The organism is Paraburkholderia sp. JHI869 (genome assembly GCF_038900775.1).
Classification (GTDB): Bacteria; Pseudomonadota; Gammaproteobacteria; order Burkholderiales; family Burkholderiaceae; genus Paraburkholderia.
Genome location: NZ_JAYMSC010000001.1, coordinates 619,376 through 635,607 on the forward strand (window position 1 = coordinate 619,376; position 16,232 = coordinate 635,607).

Genomic DNA, 16,232 nt, shown 5'->3' on the forward strand with positions numbered 1-16,232 from the left:
CAGGTCCTGGTGCCTTGGGTGCTGTGTGTGGTGGTGTGCGGTGTGCTCACGCAGCAAGCGCTTTTGCCGCCCGGCAGAATGAATGAACGCCCCATAAACTCCCCATTTATTTCCCGCTGCGCCTCATTTAACGCTTGCTGGCGCGCGGCCCAGAACGAAGCCGGGTTTGTGATATTCGACGTGGCCCAGGTCCATCAATTTCCAGCGTCCGCCCCAGGTCAGGCCAACCTGCTCGGCCACTTGACCGTATAACTGATAGCCGCGCATCGCCCAGGGATCTTTTTCTGAAATGACGAGCTTGCCGTCACGCAGAAATGCGTTATCGGCCGCGAGTCCATATTGGTGATAGCTTTGGAAAGCTGCCGCGTTTGTCACATTACCGCCCATTTGCGCAAGCCTGTTTTGCCGCTCGGGGCTGCGGTAACCCTCCAGCAATGCCATTTCATAACCGTATTGCTCGCGCATGATTTTGTAGACGAGCAATAGCCGCGTGCGGAAATCGGCGTCCAGCAAATTCCAGTCGCGGCTTGCGTCGTGCAGCGCGGGCCGCACCTGCTCGACCTCCTTGGTGGCGAACACCTCGGGAGGCAGCGGCGGCGGTGGAACCAGCTGCTCGCCGTTGAGCAAGGCAGCGATTTTTTCGTCCGGCACTCGGGGCGTGTCATCGTATTGAAATAACTGATGACCGCGCAATGTAATTGCAATCAGCGGCGGCGTCGCAAGAATACCTGCGGTAATGAAAATCAGCAAGCGGCGCTTGATGAGTATATTTTTCATATCGGCCATTCTCAAATGAGAAATTTTTGCCGACTTAAAGAACTGACTCCGGGCTTGAGTAGCGCTTGTTGAAGCGCGACGCATAATTACATTATGCAATTCGAATAACGTGCTGAAAATCGACGCACGTACGGCAGGCAGCAGCAATAGTGCGGCCAGCGGTACGGCAATGGCAAAATAGACGACAAGAGCAATGGCGACCAAAAGCGAACCCGCGTAGTGGCAATTGTTTTTTGTAATGCTTGATTTTAGAATCAGCGCTGCCCGAAGCTGGGCCGCCTCGTATTATTGCGGTGAAACACGCTCAATTCAATGAGCACAATGAGCACGATTCCAACGAGACAGTGAATGAGTGCGCCGGACAACTCTACCCCCAAAGCTCCGCCCAGCCTCCTCGCCGACACGCCTGCCAGTGTGCCGGGCGCGCAGCCGGGCGGCTCGCGCATCCTCGCGAATCTCGAGGGCCGTGTCGTGCCGCCGGCCACGCCGCCGGGCACGGGGCGTCGCTCGCGCGCCCCGATTCTGGCCGGGGCGCTGCTTCTGATCGCCGCTGCCGGTTTCGGCGCCTGGCACGTGGCCGAGCGCAGTACACCGGTGGGCGACGGGACGCACGCGGCTGCCCCCGCCGTTGCTGCGCCAGTGGTCGCAAACGCGGCGAGCGCGCCCGATACGGCGTCGGCTTCCCACGCGGCCACCATCGTGAGCGACGACGAAAGCACCGACAACGCGAAGCCCGCTGCCGATACCGTTGCGTCCGCAACGGCACCCGACGATGGCCGGCTTTCGCGTGCGTTGGCCGATGGCGCGCGCGATGCAGGAGCGAGCGCGGCTTCGGGCGGCGCCGCGCCGCTTGCAAGCGCGGCCCCCGACGCGAACCACAAGCACACGGGCAAGAGCGCCGAAAGCCGGCATGAAGCGAAGACCGCGGCGCATGCTGGCAACACCAAACCGGAAGCCCTTGCGAGGAAGCGGCATGACGTGCGCCCCGGCGCCCAGAAGGACGACTCCGATGCGGACCTGCTGGCCGTGCTCATGGCCCGCACGAAACCGGGCGACGGCAAGGACGCATCCGCGCGAACGGCGAAGGTGGCGGCTGCAAAGCCCACGCTCGCCCAGCAAGTGAAGGCGTGCGGAGAGCAGGGATTTTTCGAGGATCAGCTTTGCCGCTGGCGCGTGTGCGACGGGCATTGGGGCAAGGATCCGGCGTGCCCCGCGGCGGCGCGCGCGAGCACGGAGCATTGAGGCGTTAGCGCGCCTTTAGCGAACGAGGGTGCGTCAACCGGGCCGTCCGTTCGCCGTGTATTGCGCACACGCCGTCGTGTCGCGGATGGCAGCCATCAGGTCGTCTGGATGAACCATCAAGTCGCGCACGAGGCGCAACATCGAGTACTGGTTGAGGACCGCATGCCAGCGCGGCGATTGCGTGAGTTGCTGCCAGACAGCGCCCAGTATTTGCGGATCGGCATGTCGCCCGTCGTACTGGGCGCTGGCGAATTCAAGGCTCGCCTCTGCGGAGAGAAGCTGCATGCGGCTCGCGGCATTGAGCATTCGCGGGGCGGCTTCGGCCGGCGCATCGCAGCAATAGAGGACGGTGTGCATCAAGCCCGGCTCGTCGCTGCCTTGTGTGCGTAACGACGCGCCGTTCAACTGGACGGGACCCTGCTGGGTTTCAAACGTATACACGGCGGTTTCCTCGGCGTGCGCGAGCAGGCGCAAACCGCGCATGAGCCGCGGGAGGTCGGTCGTTGCAGACTCGACGGATGCCTTCGCTTCGACCAGCAGGCGCACATTCCAGACCGGCGCGGTATCGAGGGTCTTCGCGTGCAAGCGCTTGAGCAGCACCACGTCCCATTCCGTTTTCGCGCGCTCGTGCTTGCCCGGTATCGAGGCCGGAACGCGCATCGAACTCACGACCCGGTACGCAAGGGGATTCTCCTGCGCAGCGTTGAGCCGTTGAGCGAGCGCTTCGAGCGCCTGTACGGCGAGTGCTTCGACGGCCGCGCCGCGTCGTTGCGACGCCCGGCCTTGCGCCTGGGCCGCCGGCGTACCGGGGCGCGGGCCATACGCATCGAGCAATGATACGTAATCCTGTACGAGTGGATCGTGTGCGAGGGCTTCAAGGCGGCACAGGCGCGTGAGTGCTGGACTGTCGCGCAGGTCCGCCAGCGCGGGCGCGAAGTCCGCGCCCTTCTCAGCAAGTTCCTTGAGCAGGGTTTGCAGCGTATCGCGAAGCCCAACGTAGTGCGCTTCGCGGTGCGCGGAAGACGCGGACTTATGCAGCCGTGCGAGTACTTCGCGCTGCCACTCTTGCACGGCGCGCTGCTGTTTGGCCGGATGTGCGATCGCATTGACAGCGGCATGGATCTGCCGGCGGTCCTGGTCGGCCTGTGCCGAAAGCGACGCAAACTCGCGCACCGGAGCGGCACGGTGCCGCAGAACCATCGCCTGGAACGCACGGTCGCCGGAATCGGCCTGCATGGCCTCGGTGATCATGGCCGCGAGCGCGTCGATAAAGCGCGGCTTCAGCGTTGCGTCTGGTGCTCCGCCATGAGCCATGCCTTCGCGTACCTGTTCGATGACGAGTGCGAGCGCCGTGGCCGAATTGGCGTTTCGAAGCCGCGACCCTGAAACCGCGGCATCGTGTGGCAGGCGATAACGACGGGCGACGTCGCGCAGAATGGTTTCGAGCAGCAGAGCGGGTGATGACATCGGCGAAGTGGCAGCATCGGTGTGCGAGGCGATGAGGCACATAGTCTCATAACCCCGCTACTTGCCAATCGCGAAGTCATCAGACCGGAGCAAAAGCCGTGCGCGGATCGGCCGCGAGGATTTCGGCAACGAAGTCGAGAAACACGCGGGTCTTGTTCGGCAGCCGCCTGCCGGAGGCATGCACGCCGTGGATCGGCAACGGGGGCGGCGCGAAACCCTCCAGCACGCTGACCACCGCACCGCTCGCCATCTCCGTGGCAAAGAGCCAACCCGGCGCTTGAACCAATCCCATATGGGCCAGGACGGCAGCGCGAATCTGCTCCGCGTCGCCGGTGCGGAAATTGCCGGATGGAACATGCGTGCGCGGACCTTCGACGGTGCCGAAATGCCATGCTCGCGGCTCGTGTCTGGGCGCGAAGACGACACACGCATGCCGTTCGATATCCTGCGGCTGTTCGGGGCGCCCATGCGTTTCGAGGTATTCCGGCGTTGCGACCACCACCACTGGACTCGAGGCCAGATGCTTCGAAATCATCGACGAGTCGGCAAGCGGTCCGCTCTTGATCGAAAGGTCGAAACCTTCCTCGACGAGATTGACGTTGCGCTCCGTTGCGGAAAGGTCCACGTACACGTGTGGATACCGGGAGAAGAACACCGGCAGGTGCGGCACGATATACAGCCTGCCAAAAACGGGCGGCACGGTGACGCGGATCAGGCCGCCCGGCGACACCTGGCCATGCCCGACCGAAGATTCGAGATCGGTGAAGTCGCCAATGATGCGCAAGCCCGCTTCATAAACCGATTGACCGGTTTCAGTGAGCGTCATGCTGCGCGACGTGCGTCTGACCAGTTGTGTGCCCAGATAGTGCTCGAGCGACGCGATCTGCTTGCTGACCGCAGGCTGGCCCACGCCGATGTCGCGCGCCGCCGCGGCGAAACTCCCGCTTTCGACGATGCGAATGAACAGTTTGAGCGCGTCGAGCCGGTCCATCTCAACTCCTCCAAAACTTCCTGATTGGAATGGATTTTATTCCGTTTGACGTTCTTCCGAGCTGTGACTGGAATCGATATCGTCATGCCCATCGACAACGCATTCACGCAACGAAGGAGCCATGATGAGCATCGAACAACGCGCGAACCTGATCGAAATACGGCACGCCCTGAGCGCTGACGAACGTAACGCGGCAAAGGCCGCGATCGAGCGCACGCAACGGCATTTCAATGAATTCAACGGGACGATGCGCGAGGCATACGACGCCATGACTGCGCAGACGCCGGTGGCGGACGGCGTCAGCCTGGGGCGCATCGGGAATGCGCACATCGATGGCTGGTGGATTCGGCCGCGATCCGCGCCTGCCAACTGTTCCGGTTGCGCGATCCTGTTTCTGCACGGCGGCGCCTTCGTGCTCGGGTCTGCCACGGGGTATCGCGGGTTTGCGAGTCAGATCGCGGCGCGCACCGGCGTCGACACCTTTGTTCTCGACTACCCGCTTGCGCCCGAGCATCCGTTTCCGGCGGCGCACGATGCCGTGCTAGCCGCGCTGCGCTGGCTGGCGAACAGCGGCATACGCGAAGTCGCCCTGGTTGGCGATTCCGCAGGCGGGGCGCTAGCGCTCGCGGCTCTGGGTGTCGAGGAACGGCCGGCGTTGAACATCGCGAGCGTGGCGGCCTTTTCGCCGTGGGTCGATCTTGCGTTGACCGGGCCATCGTTCCACAGCGAAGCGACGCACGATCCGGTTTTGACGAGACCTGTGCTCGCCAATGCCGCCGCTACGTACCTGGGTGCTGCCGATCCCACGGATGGACGCGCCTCGCCGCTGCATGCGATTCCCGGGCGCCTGCCGCCCATCGCGCTCCAGGTGGGCACTGACGAACTGCTGTTCGACGACGCGCGACGTTACGCGGCGGCTGCGGCGGAGCAGGGCAACGCGGTGCAACTGGAAATCTACGAAGGGCTGCACCACGTGTTCCAGCGATCCACCCATGAACTGGCGAGCGCCCGGCATGCGCTGGATGAGGTCGCGAGCTTCATCACGCGATGCTGGACGCGCGACGCGTAGGCAGGCCTCAGCCCTGCTTGCGCACCTGCCCGATGGCGCGATCGCGCGCCGCCTGTGCTTGCTGAACGAGCCGGTAGGCGACGTAGTACTTGTAGATATTGCGCACGTAGGTGGTCGTCTCGATCCCGATCTTCTCGCCCACCACGATCTCGACGTTGTTGAACCACTTGTCCGGCGAGAGTCCCCGGGCGGCCGCTTCCTTGCGCATCTTCGCGATCCTGGCGGGACCCGCGTTGTAGCTCGCGAACGCGAAGAGGGCGCGGTCCGAGTCGGAAAAGTGCGCATCCGGGAAGTAACGGGTCATCAGGACGTCCAGGTATTTCGCGCCGGCATGGATGTTCGAATCCGTCACCCGGATGTCGCCGACGGCCAGCTCCTTGCCGGTTGCCGGCATGAGCTGCATGATGCCGATCGCTCCAACATGGCTGCGGGCACTTTGATTGAGCTGCGACTCCTGGAATCCCTGCGCGGCAAGCATCAACGGATCGAAGTGATACTGCGCGCCATACTTTTCGAAGAGACCGACCGTTTGCGTGAAACGCTTGAGTTCCGTGTCCTCGGTATTGCTGGTGATCTGCTTGACGCGCTGCAGTTCCTGCTGCAGGCGCACTTCCGCCACGCTCTGCTTTTTCACGTAGCCAACGTAGAAGTCGGTGATGGCCTGCTGGAGTTTGGGACTCTGCTTGCGAATCGCCCAGCCGATATAGCCGGCGTCACGCACGGCCATGTCGTCGTGCACCACGATGCCCGGCAGCACCTGCGCCCAGAAATTGGCCTTCCAGTCGTCGACGACGAGGATCTGGACCAGCCCGACATTGAGCATCTCCATGGCGTCTTCGTCCTCGAGCGCATCGGGCAGCAACACCAGCTTCATCGGCGGCTTGCCGTCTTTCTTGAAGCGCGCGTTCAGGGCGGTCAGGCTCTCGTAGTAGCTGCTGCTCGCGCGCACGTGCACGGTCTTGCCGCTCAGGTCGTCGAGTTTGGTGAGCGCGGGAGATTTCGGACCGGTGACGACTAGTTCCCGAACCGCCTTGCGGTCGCGCGGTGCGACGAAGTCGACTTGCTTCAGCCGCGTTTCCGTGACGGTCAGATTGCCGGCGGCGATGTCGCCCTTCCCGGCGATCAGCGCCGGAAGGAGTTGGTCGCGCGTCGTCGGGATGATCACGAGCGTCAATGGACGCTTGCCTAGGGTGCTCTCGTATGTCTTGTTCAGGTAGCGCTCGAAGTCGCGCATGAGCCCGGCGGTCAGTCCTCGCTCATGCCCCATCTCGTTGAAATAGAGCGTTCTGCTGTACGGCACCAGCACGCGGATCACCCGACGCTCGAGCATCGCGTCGAAGTCGCCGAACTTCGGCTGGTTGGCGAGGGTGGCGACGTCGAGCCGGCGGGGTGCGGTGGGCTTCGCCGGTACAGGGGGCGGTGGCGCGCTGGCTGGCGCTGCCGGCGCGGCCGGTGACGCCGCGGCTTGCGCAGGCGTTCCCTGGGCCGCGAGGCAACCGGTCGGCCGGGCGGCAATGGACATCCCGAACGCCAGGATGATCAGCAACGTATGAACAATTCGCATGATGCCAGGGCCGAATGTTCCGCTGTCTCCATCATGTCACAACCGCATACGCTGGCTATGGGCCGATAGTCCTATAGCGAAAGAGAACTGCCGCTACTTCGCCGATGTCATGACGTCGCAGCCGCCATGGGAGCCGGTGTTTTTCAGGGTGAGCGTAAGCCGGCTGCCCCGGTTTGCTGTGATGATCTGCCCGTAACTGACGGTGGGGATGAACTGGATATCCGGCGCGACGGCCACAGGGGGATTCCTTGCGCCGTCTACGGTCAGGTCGAGCTCCACGGTGACCGAGTCGATTGCGACGCCCATATCCTGCTTGCGGTCGGCCTGTTCCTTCTTGAAATTGCACAGGCCTTCGAGAACCTGATGGAGGGCGGTCGGGATATCGACCGGCTTTCCCGGCGGGATGGGCGGCGTGTTGCAGCCCACAATCATGAATGGCAAAGCGCAAAGGACCACGTATCGGCAGGCTCGCATCGGGTTGCCCTCTTTGGTCTGATAGACGGAGCGCGAACGCTCAATATTTGATCGCCCTGGCCGTCTGGCGGCCGTTCTGCTTGGTTTGCCGCTTGTCCTGCCGGCATTGCGAATTGCTCTGCTGGTTGGCCGCCCTGCAGTCCTGCTTGGTATGGCGCGAACCCTGGCGTGTTTCCTGACGAACGTCACGCCCGGCCCGGCGCTGCTGAGCCTGCTCGGTTGCCCATGCGGACCCAGCAGTGGCCGTCACAACCATCGACACGACCGTGACGGCGAACTTCCGGCGCCATGAATACATGGTGACCTCCGTAGCAGACTGAATTTGGCTATTTCGTGTCGCCAACTGTCTGTTGGCGTGTTTGCGCCGCTGGCGACTGGGCAAGCGAGGGCGGCTTTGTCGAAGGGTGCCACGTGCGGATATCCAGTCAATCGGACCTAGGTCCTAGACGGAAGCGGCATGCCTGAAGTTCGTCTGGGGCCCCGTCTCACGCCTGACCACGGACGGGCATCAGGCCGTTACGCCGACCGACCAGAAGGTCAAGCTTTCGACGGATGGCCGTCGTGGCCATGATTGGACAGGATTTCGCGAAGTCGCAGTAACGGGCCACCGCACACGCGATGCAGAACCCTGGACTATCCAGTCAAGCGCGCCCACAGCGTTCGTATCCGGCGCACAGGGTCCGCTAACAGATACGACGCTGCGAGCGCGATCAACCCGGACACGACGCCGGTCGCGACGTGTTCGAGAACATAGTGATTCATGTGAGCGTAGGCGTCGCCTATGACGGTCAGGCAGCCAACCAGCAGCGCGTTGCCATAGCGATTCCCGTACCACTTCTTCGCCGGCGTGAAGGTGAGCAGCACGGCCAGCGCGCCGGTGAAGAGCCCCGTCTTGAATGCGATCGTCCAATGGGCAAGGCTCATGACGTTGCCCCAACTCCCCGGCATGCAGGTCATGCACGCACTGGTTGGCTGCCAGAAGCGCTGAATGAACAGTTTCAGGCGGCGATGCCATTCGCTTCCCATGACGGACTCCCGGTGCAGGGTGTGCGGCCCTGCAGAAATCATACATCGCGAGCGCACGGTGGCGAGGCGCGCGCGATGCGCTCCCGACGCAAGCCACGCCGGGAGCACACCACAAGGGTTCAATGCGCCATGGCGCCCGACGCCGGATGATCCATGCCCATGGCGTCCTGCTTCATGGGCTTGCCCATCTTGTCGTGGCTCATCGCGCCGTCTTTGCCCGTCGTATCGTGCGACATCGCGCCTTTGCCCATGGTGTCCTTGTGCATCGAGTCTTGCGACATGGCGTCGTTCGACATCGCGCCGCTTGCCTGCGCGAATGCCGCGCCAGCGCTCAGGCTCAACAGGGCGGCCGAGATGGCGATTGCTGCGAATCGGATCGTGTTCATTTGCATTGCTCCTTGCTGGGTGGAAAAAACGCTTGCCCGTTTTCGGGCGGAAGTGAAACGGAGCCGTCGCATGAAGTGGCGTATCAAGTGGCCTATCAAGCGGCGGCAGGAAGACGTCACGAACCGCCGAACCAGTTGTAGCCCTGGTCGACCCAGTAGCCGCCTGGGTACGTATTCGTGACGAAAATCTCGACGATGTGCTTCGGGTTCTTGTAGCCGAGCTTCGTCGGCATGCGCAGCTTCATCGGATAGCCGTATTTCGCGGGCAGGCGCTCGCCGTCATAGTCGAAAGCGAGCAAGGTCTGCGGATGCAGCGCCGTAGGCATGTCGATGCTTTCGTAGTAGTTGTCAGCGCAACGAAAGCCTACGTATTTCGCGGTGAGATCCGCGTCCACACGGCGCAGGAAATGCGCGAACGGCGTGCCGCCCCAACGGCCTATCGCGCTCCAGCCTTCCACGCAGATATGCCGCGTGATCTGCTCTTCGTGCGGCAGCGCGTACAACTCGGGCAGCGTCCAGACGCGCTGGCCCTTCACAAGCCCGCTGAGCTTGAGCCGATAGTCCCCGCCATCGACAACAGGCGCCTCGCTCTCGCTATAGAACGCGTTGAAGGGGAAGGGCCGCGTGATCTGCGCTTCGGCGTACGTGGGCGCGAGCCGGGTTGGGTCGAACAGCCACCCCTGCACGCGATCGTTGAGCCGGGAAACGGCGGTCAGGAACGTGTTGACCGAGGCGTCGTCGGTGAGCGTGCAGCCCGTCAGCAGCGAAAGGCCGCCGAGCGTGAGCACGCGCTTGCCGAACAGGCGCCGTGACGGCATGTCGAGTTCGCGCCGTGCATCGGCCAGAATCGCTGCGCGGTCGAGTTCGATGATCTTTCGGTCAGTCGTTTTCATATGCAATCCTTAGCAACGGATAGGGGGGCGTCTTTTCGTTGATCCGGGCCGCGTGCTCAGCGTCCGCGCAGCATCGTGAGCAACGAGCGCGGCACGAGCGCGACCATCGTCACGTGAACGAGCACGAACGCCGCGAGCACGGACATCGCGCAAAAGTGCACCACGCGTGCGCGGTCGTATCCGCCCATCAACTCGCGCAGCAGCGGAAACTGCACCGACTTCCAGATCGCCAGGCCCGACAGCACGAGGACGATGAGATCGGCGATCGCGACGAGATAGGCGAGTTTCTGCACGGCGTTGTACTGGCTCAGATCGGCGTGGGAAAGCCGGCCGGTGAGCGCGGCGCGCAGATCGTGCAGCACGGCGCGCGGGCTCAAGGGGAAGAACTTCGTGCGCCAGCGGCCGGTGGTGAAATTCATGGCGAGATAGAAAAGCCCGTTGAAAAACAGCAGCCACATGGCGGCGAAATGCCATTGCAGCGCGCCGCCGAGCCAGCCGCCGAGCGTGATCGACGTGGGAATGACGAACCCCGCGAACACGGGCGACGCATCGTAGATGCGCCAGCCGGAGAACATCATGACGAGCGCCGCGAGCGCGTTGAGCCAATGCGCGATGCGCAGCCAGAGCGGCTGGATCGAGCGCGGGCGGCGCGTGTGTGCTTGCAGTGCGGGCGTTTCACCGATCGACGTGTGCATGGCGATTCCTCGTTAGCGCAGAGTTGACAGTGAATTCGCTGTGGCGCGCCCCCCGGTTACAGCACGTCGGGAAAAAAATCTTGCAACCGGGGGGCGGCCAGGAATAATTCGCTTCGGCTGTAACCCAACTGGCGTGGCGAGCGAACTACCTGCAGCGGGCGCACGCGCTCGCTTCACGCGGAGAACTCAACGGTGGGCTTGACCAGCACATGGGCGACGATGACGGACGGGGCGTGCGGCGGCGCTGCGGCTGCCGTTGCGGCGCACGAAACGTTCGGCTACGCTCACGCGAACGGGCGCGAGTGCGGCGGCGCGCGTAATCATTATGAAAGCTCGCCTTCAGCAGACCGGGCAAGCGCCATGCCCGCCAACCCGCCAACCTGGCGTCGCGACAATCCAGGACAACCTTTGCACTCTGCGGAAACCCGTCTCAAAGCGCTTTTCGTCAGCGGACTGGAAGGCGATGCGCAAGCGTATCGCGACTTCCTCGCGGAGCTCACGCGTCATCTGCGTGGCTACCTGCGCCGGCGCATTCCGCAGTTGCGCGACGACGTAGAGGACCTCGTGCAGGAAATCCTGCTTGCGGTGCACAACGCGCGTCACACGTGGCGCCCCGACGAACCGCTCACGGCCTGGGTGCACGCGATCGCCCGCTACAAGCTGATGGACTTTTTCCGCTCGCGCGCGCGCCGCGACATGCTCAACGATCCGCTGGAAGACCACACCGATCTCTTCGCCGCGCCCGACGACGAGCCCGCGCAGGCGCGCCGCGATATCGGCAAGCTGCTCGAACAGTTGCCCGACAAGCAGCGCCTGCCTATCGTCCACGTGAAGCTCGAGGGGCTTTCGGTCGTGGAAACGGCGAAGCTCACGGGACTCTCCGAATCGGCGGTCAAGGTGGGGATTCATCGCGGATTGAAAGCGCTTGCCACGCGCATCAGGGGAGCGCGATGAAAACAGACGATCTGATCAACCTCCTTGCCAGCGGCGATGCGCGCGTGGACCGCAAGGCCGTGCTGCGCCGCTTCGCGCGGGCGCTGTCGCTCGGTTTCGCAGGCTCGGTCGTGCTGATGAGCGTGGTGTTCGGCGTGCGGCACGATCTCATGAGCGTCATGCACACGCCGATCTTCTGGGCGAAGCTCGCGTTCCCGCTGTGTGTCGCGGTGGCTGCAGCGTTCGCGGTCAGCCGCCTCGGGCGGCCGGGCCAGCGCGGCGGCTATGCGTGGGCGCTGGTGGCGCTGCCGTTCGTCGCCGTGCTTGCGGGCGCGTGGCTCGCGCTGGGCGACGCGGCGCCCGCGCAACGCATGCCGCTCGTGATGGGCCTCACATGGCGCACGTGCCCGTTCAATATCGTGCTGCTTTCGGTGCCCACGTTCGCGGCCGTGTTCTGGGCCGTGCGCGGTCTCGCGCCAACCAACCTGCGCGCGGCGGGCGCGGCGGCGGGGCTCTTTGCGAGCGCGCTCGCCACCATTGCGTATTGCCTCCATTGCCCGGAGATGAGCCCGGCGTTCTGGAGCGTCTGGTATGTGATTGGCATGTTGCTGCCCGCCGGCATTGGCGCGTGGCTCGGGCCGCGGCTGCTGCGCTGGTAGCGGCGTGCGCCGGTCAGCGCGAGTTGGCGCGCGTTACTGCTTGAGGAAGCGTTCCGCCAGGGCTTCGTAAAGCGGCGGCGCGAATAGCCTGGACACCTGGCTCGAAATGAGCGCCGTCGCCATCAACGAGATCACGAGCGCGTGCCCGTCGATCATTTCGATGACGATGACAAACGCTGTAATCGGGCTTTGCGTGACGGCGGCAAGATAGCCGACCATGCCGAGCGCGATCAGCATCGGCAACTGCATCTGCCCGAACACCATGTGCAGCACGTTGCCGATGCCCGCGCCAATTGCCAGCGACGGCGCAAAGAGGCCGCCCGGTGTGCCCGGCAGATAAGAGCCCACCATCGAGGCCATTTTCAGCACGGGATAGGCCACACCGAGCTGCGAGTGGCCTTCGAGCATGCCGCGCGCCTCCGCATAGCCGCTGCCGAACAGATTGCCACCGCTCGCCACGCCGATCACGGCGATGAACAAACCGCATGCGGCGCCAAACGCCACGGGCCGTTCCTTTCGGAGAGCGAATAAACGCGCGGGCATCCATCGCTCGGTGTTGAGCAGCAGCCAGCAGAACACGCCGCCCGCGAGGCCAGTGATCACGCCAACGAGAATGACGGCGACGGCGAGCAGGTCGGGCAGTTTGCCGGCGATGGCGATCGTGCCGAAATACACATAGTTGCCTTGCAGGGCAAGCGAGACGACGCCCGAAAAGATGATCGCCGTGATGATCACGCCGCTCGTTCGCGCCTCGAAGCTGCGCGTGAGTTCCTCGATGGCGAAGACCACGCCCGCGAGCGGCGCATTGAACGCCGCAGAAAGGCCGGCAGCGGCGCCCGCGAGCGCGAGCCTGTATTCGAGGCCGACGCCGTACATGCTGCGCAGCCGCGCCGGGTAGAAACGCCGGAGGGTGTACATCAGCGCGGCGCCCACGTGGATGGTCGGTCCTTCGCGGCCGATCGTGAAGCCGCCGAGAATCGCGAGGAACGACAGGGCGATCTTGCCGATCAGGATGCGCAGCGTGAGCAGACGCGGGCCGAACTCACGCACGTCGTGCAGCGTCGCGATGACCTGCGGGATGCCGCTGCCCTCCGAGCCGGGAAACCAGCGGCGCGTGGCCCAGACGCAGAACGCGGAGATTGCCGGCGTGATGAAGATCGGCAGCCACCAGTGGTGGGCGGTCATCTGCACGAAGAGCGCGTAGCCGAAGTCGATGAGGCGCGCGTACAGGACCGCGACGAGGCCCGTCGCGATGGCGCCGAGCCAGAACACGCCGAAATACAGCCAGCGCCGCCGGCTGCGCAGGATCGTACGGTGGTCTACAAGGTCGGAAACTCGCATGAACCGGCTTGGCCGAACTCCCTGTGCTGAAGCGTTGCCAGTCGTGCCGCAGCGAGGGCGGCACGACCGGTCTTAGGGAGATTAGCACGCACGCGTTTTCTCGCGCGAGCCGGTACCACAACCCGCCTTAGCGCATGCCCCCGCTGGCGACGATATGCTCGCCCGTCAACCATTTGGCATCGTCGGATGCGAGGAACACCACGGCCGTGGCGATATCGTCGGGCTGCCCCACGCGTCCGAGCGGCGTCTGGCTGACCACCTGGCTTTCGAATTCCGAGCCGATGACGCCGGCCGTGTGCGCGCCTTCGGTCTCGACCATCCCGGGATTGATCGAATTCACGCGAATCTTGCGCGGTCCCAGTTCGCGTGCGAGCACGCCGGTGATCGCATCCACGGCGCCCTTCGTGCCGCTATAGACAGCGGTGGTCGGCGGCGTGAGGGTCGTCACGACCGAACTCACGTTGATGATGCTTGCGCCTTCGCCAAGATGCTTCACGGCCGCCTGCGTGGTGAGCAGCACGCCGAGCACGTTCGTGTCGAACTGCTTGCGGTATTGCGCTTCCGTGAACTCTTCGATTGGCGCGAACTCATAGACGCCCGAATTGTTCACGAGGATGTCGAGCCGACCGTAAGTTTCGACGGCCGCGCCGATGATGCCCTGTGCGTCGGCTGCCTTCGACACGTCGCCGCCAACGGAAACCGCCTTGCCACCGGCCGCCGTAATCGCGGCGACGACCGTATCCGCGCCCGCCTTGCTGCTCGCGTAGTTCACGACCACCGAAGCGCCTTCGGCCGCGAGGGCCTTGGCGATAGCGGCGCCAATGCCTTTCGACGCGCCCGTGACGACCGCCACCTTGCCTGCAAGTTTGCCCATCATGTTCTCCGTACCGTAAGTCGCAGCATCGAATGGAACCGGCGCCCTGGCATGCATGCAGCCATCGGCCGGCGACGGGTACAAATGTAAAGATCCGCGCCGCCGCGATAAAGCGGCCGGGCGCGAATAGAGTGGCGGGATCAGCCGAACAATCGGGGCAAGGACGGGCAAACTGGAGTAAGCGGTCGCAGAAACTCGAGCGGCATTGACCGCAGCGCTTTTACCAGCGCTGGTGGACGTGCGGTGCGATAAGGCGTTCGTAAACATCCCGCACGCGTTGCATCGCTGCATCGGGCAGTGGCGCGAGGCCCGCTGCCGAGACATTCGACGCTGCCTGGGCCGCGTTCTTGCTGCCCGGAATGATGACCGTGACGGCGTCTTCCATCAGAATCCAGCGCAGGGCGAGTTGCGCCATCGAGGCGTCGACCGGCACCAGGCCGCGCAGTTCATCGACTGCCTTCAGCGCGACGTCATACGGCACGCCCGAGAACGTTTCGCCAACGTCGAACGCTTCGCCATGACGATTGAACGCACGGTGGTCGTCTGCCGCGAAAACGGAATCCGCGGACAATTTGCCGGTGAGCATGCCGCTGGCGAGCGGCACCCGCGCGATGACCGCAACGTTTTTCTTTTGTGCCTCGCGGAAAAACAGGTCGGCAGGACGTTGACGGAACATGTTGTAGATGATCTGCACCGAAGCGACATTGGGATATTCGATCGCCTTCAGCGCTTCTTCCACCTTTTCGACCGAAACGCCGTAAAAGCGGATTTTGCCGGCGGCGACAAAGTCGTCCATCGCGTCGAACACCTCGGGGCAGTAATAGACCTCCGTCGGCGGGCAGTGCAGTTGCACGAGGTCGAGCGTGTCGACGCCCAGGTTCGAGAGACTCCGGTCGATGAAGCCTTCGAGTTCGCGCTTGTTCAGATACCCGTTGGTCACGTGAGGGTCGAGGCGACGCCCGAGCTTGGTGGCCACGATGGGTCGCGTGCCGCCGCGTTGGCGCAATACGTCCCGGATGATGCGCTCCGAGCGGCCGTCGCCGTACACGTCGGCCGTATCGATGAACGTGACGCCACTATCGAGCGCGGCGTTCAGCGCGGCTTTCGCGTCGTCTTCGCCAACGCTGCCCCACGAGCCGCCGATCGCCCATGCACCAAAGCCTATTTCGGAAACATTCCAGCCGGTGCGACCAAATTTTCTATTCGAAAGCGTCATTTACGTACTCCTCCTGTGATATGCGAAGTCGGGCCTCAGGCGCCCAATGGTCTCTGCGCCAGTAGTTTAGCTGGCTGCTGGTTCCGGTGTTGGCCTGCCGTTGGGCCGCTGTTGGCCCGCTGTTGGCCTATGGCCGTCTTTTAGCCCCTCGCGTTGGTTGCGGGCCAACGATTCCGCCGTCGATTCCACGCGAATTCTCCGCCACGGCAGGCCGTTGCGCGCTGGCACGCCAGTTGCAGGACGTGGCAGCGGCCTGTGCCGTCCGAGTGGTTGTCAATGGCCCCACACTTCCAGCGAGGTAAGCATCATGTCTAACGTCAAGATTGAAAATCAGGAGCCCGTACCGTTCTTCTCGCATTTCCTGGAAGGGCAGTTTTCCAGGAACCTCACGCCGGCGGAGATGCAGGCGATACGCGGCGGTGCGGTCGTGACGATGGTGGCGCCGTCCGACCAGGAAGGCATGCCGGTCGGCGAGATGCCCGACATCCAGTGCCTGCTCCGGCACATGGGATTGCCGACGATGGGACAGATGCCTGGCAATCAGCACGCGCCGTCGACGACCATGGCGTATCCCTCCGACAGCGAATTTATCCCTGTTTAGCATTCCTGTGTATATAGCGGAGGC

Annotated in this window: 18 protein-coding genes; 5 read left to right on the forward strand and 13 right to left on the reverse strand. The window is 63.7% G+C overall.

Annotation, left to right across the window (positions count from 1 at the left end):
- Positions 1-123: 123 nt before the first annotated feature.
- Positions 124-981, reverse strand: a complete 858-nt coding sequence (locus tag VSR72_RS02845) for a M15 family metallopeptidase (protein WP_342950884.1) — start codon at positions 979-981, stop codon at positions 124-126.
- A gap of 144 nt (positions 982-1,125) precedes the next feature.
- Here VSR72_RS02845 and VSR72_RS02850 point away from each other — a divergent pair, with 144 nt between their 5' ends.
- The gene (locus VSR72_RS02850) at positions 1,126-2,019 is read left to right on the forward strand and encodes a hypothetical protein (protein WP_342950885.1); all 894 of its coding nucleotides are present in this window, start codon (positions 1,126-1,128) and stop codon (positions 2,017-2,019) included.
- Between the two features lie 33 nt (positions 2,020-2,052).
- Here the strand turns inward: VSR72_RS02850 and VSR72_RS02855 are convergent, their stop codons facing one another.
- Both VSR72_RS02855 and VSR72_RS02860 read right to left on the reverse strand, forming a co-directional pair.
- Positions 2,053-3,486, reverse strand: coding sequence for a 3-deoxy-D-arabino-heptulosonate 7-phosphate synthase (locus VSR72_RS02855; protein ID WP_342950886.1), 1,434 nt, complete (start codon positions 3,484-3,486; stop codon positions 2,053-2,055).
- 79 nt (positions 3,487-3,565) lie between these two features.
- Positions 3,566-4,477 carry a LysR family transcriptional regulator gene (locus VSR72_RS02860; protein ID WP_342950887.1) on the reverse strand — a complete coding sequence of 304 codons (912 nt, stop codon included), beginning with the start codon at positions 4,475-4,477 and terminating at the stop codon, positions 3,566-3,568.
- 121 nt (positions 4,478-4,598) lie between these two features.
- Here VSR72_RS02860 and VSR72_RS02865 point away from each other — a divergent pair, with 121 nt between their 5' ends.
- Entirely contained in the window at positions 4,599-5,546 is a 948-nt protein-coding gene (locus tag VSR72_RS02865) for an alpha/beta hydrolase fold domain-containing protein (RefSeq protein WP_342950888.1), read from the forward strand.
- 7 nt (positions 5,547-5,553) lie between these two features.
- On the opposite strand, the gene VSR72_RS02870 is transcribed toward VSR72_RS02865, so the two are convergent.
- From VSR72_RS02870 to VSR72_RS02900, 7 genes are all read right to left on the reverse strand, one after another.
- Positions 5,554-7,110: a transporter substrate-binding domain-containing protein gene (locus VSR72_RS02870; protein ID WP_342950889.1), complete on the reverse strand. Its 1,557-nt coding sequence runs from the start codon at positions 7,108-7,110 to the stop codon at positions 5,554-5,556.
- Between the two features lie 93 nt (positions 7,111-7,203).
- A complete protein-coding gene (locus VSR72_RS02875; RefSeq protein ID WP_342951005.1) occupies positions 7,204-7,542 on the reverse strand; it encodes a hypothetical protein in 339 nt (112 codons plus the stop codon).
- An 82-nt stretch (positions 7,543-7,624) separates the two neighbouring features.
- Complete coding sequence (locus VSR72_RS02880; RefSeq protein ID WP_342950890.1) at positions 7,625-7,882, reverse strand: hypothetical protein; 258 nt, start codon at positions 7,880-7,882, stop codon at positions 7,625-7,627.
- 335 nt (positions 7,883-8,217) lie between these two features.
- Positions 8,218-8,610 (reverse strand): hypothetical protein, encoded by a 393-nt coding sequence (locus VSR72_RS02885; protein ID WP_342950891.1) that lies wholly within the window; start codon positions 8,608-8,610, stop codon positions 8,218-8,220.
- A 119-nt stretch (positions 8,611-8,729) separates the two neighbouring features.
- Positions 8,730-8,996, reverse strand: a complete 267-nt coding sequence (locus tag VSR72_RS02890; protein WP_342950892.1) for a pentapeptide MXKDX repeat protein — start codon at positions 8,994-8,996, stop codon at positions 8,730-8,732.
- Between the two features lie 116 nt (positions 8,997-9,112).
- Positions 9,113-9,889: a molybdopterin-dependent oxidoreductase gene (locus VSR72_RS02895; RefSeq protein WP_342950893.1), complete on the reverse strand. Its 777-nt coding sequence runs from the start codon at positions 9,887-9,889 to the stop codon at positions 9,113-9,115.
- A 56-nt stretch (positions 9,890-9,945) separates the two neighbouring features.
- Complete coding sequence (locus VSR72_RS02900; protein WP_342950894.1) at positions 9,946-10,584, reverse strand: cytochrome b/b6 domain-containing protein; 639 nt, start codon at positions 10,582-10,584, stop codon at positions 9,946-9,948.
- A gap of 360 nt (positions 10,585-10,944) precedes the next feature.
- On the opposite strand from VSR72_RS02900, the gene VSR72_RS02905 reads away from it, so the two are divergent.
- Together VSR72_RS02905 and VSR72_RS02910 are read left to right on the forward strand one after the other, a co-directional pair.
- Positions 10,945-11,538, forward strand: a complete 594-nt coding sequence (locus VSR72_RS02905; RefSeq protein ID WP_342951006.1) for a sigma-70 family RNA polymerase sigma factor — start codon at positions 10,945-10,947, stop codon at positions 11,536-11,538.
- On the forward strand, positions 11,535-12,176 hold the full coding sequence (locus VSR72_RS02910) for a DUF1109 domain-containing protein (protein ID WP_342950895.1): 642 nt from the start codon (positions 11,535-11,537) through the stop codon (positions 12,174-12,176). The genes VSR72_RS02905 and VSR72_RS02910 overlap by 4 nt, the downstream gene beginning before the upstream one ends.
- Positions 12,177-12,209: 33 nt before the next feature.
- Here VSR72_RS02910 and VSR72_RS02915 read toward each other — a convergent pair whose 3' ends face one another.
- From VSR72_RS02915 to VSR72_RS02925, 3 genes are all read right to left on the reverse strand, one after another.
- Positions 12,210-13,517 carry a chloride channel protein gene (locus VSR72_RS02915; protein WP_342950896.1) on the reverse strand — a complete coding sequence of 436 codons (1,308 nt, stop codon included), beginning with the start codon at positions 13,515-13,517 and terminating at the stop codon, positions 12,210-12,212.
- 127 nt (positions 13,518-13,644) lie between these two features.
- On the reverse strand, positions 13,645-14,391 hold the full coding sequence (locus VSR72_RS02920) for a glucose 1-dehydrogenase (RefSeq protein ID WP_342951007.1): 747 nt from the start codon (positions 14,389-14,391) through the stop codon (positions 13,645-13,647).
- A gap of 220 nt (positions 14,392-14,611) precedes the next feature.
- Positions 14,612-15,607: an aldo/keto reductase gene (locus VSR72_RS02925; protein ID WP_342950897.1), complete on the reverse strand. Its 996-nt coding sequence runs from the start codon at positions 15,605-15,607 to the stop codon at positions 14,612-14,614.
- A 307-nt stretch (positions 15,608-15,914) separates the two neighbouring features.
- Between VSR72_RS02925 and VSR72_RS02930 the strand changes: the two genes are divergently transcribed.
- Complete coding sequence (locus tag VSR72_RS02930; RefSeq protein ID WP_342950898.1) at positions 15,915-16,208, forward strand: microviridin/marinostatin family tricyclic proteinase inhibitor; 294 nt, start codon at positions 15,915-15,917, stop codon at positions 16,206-16,208.
- The last annotated feature ends 24 nt before the right edge of the window (positions 16,209-16,232 follow it).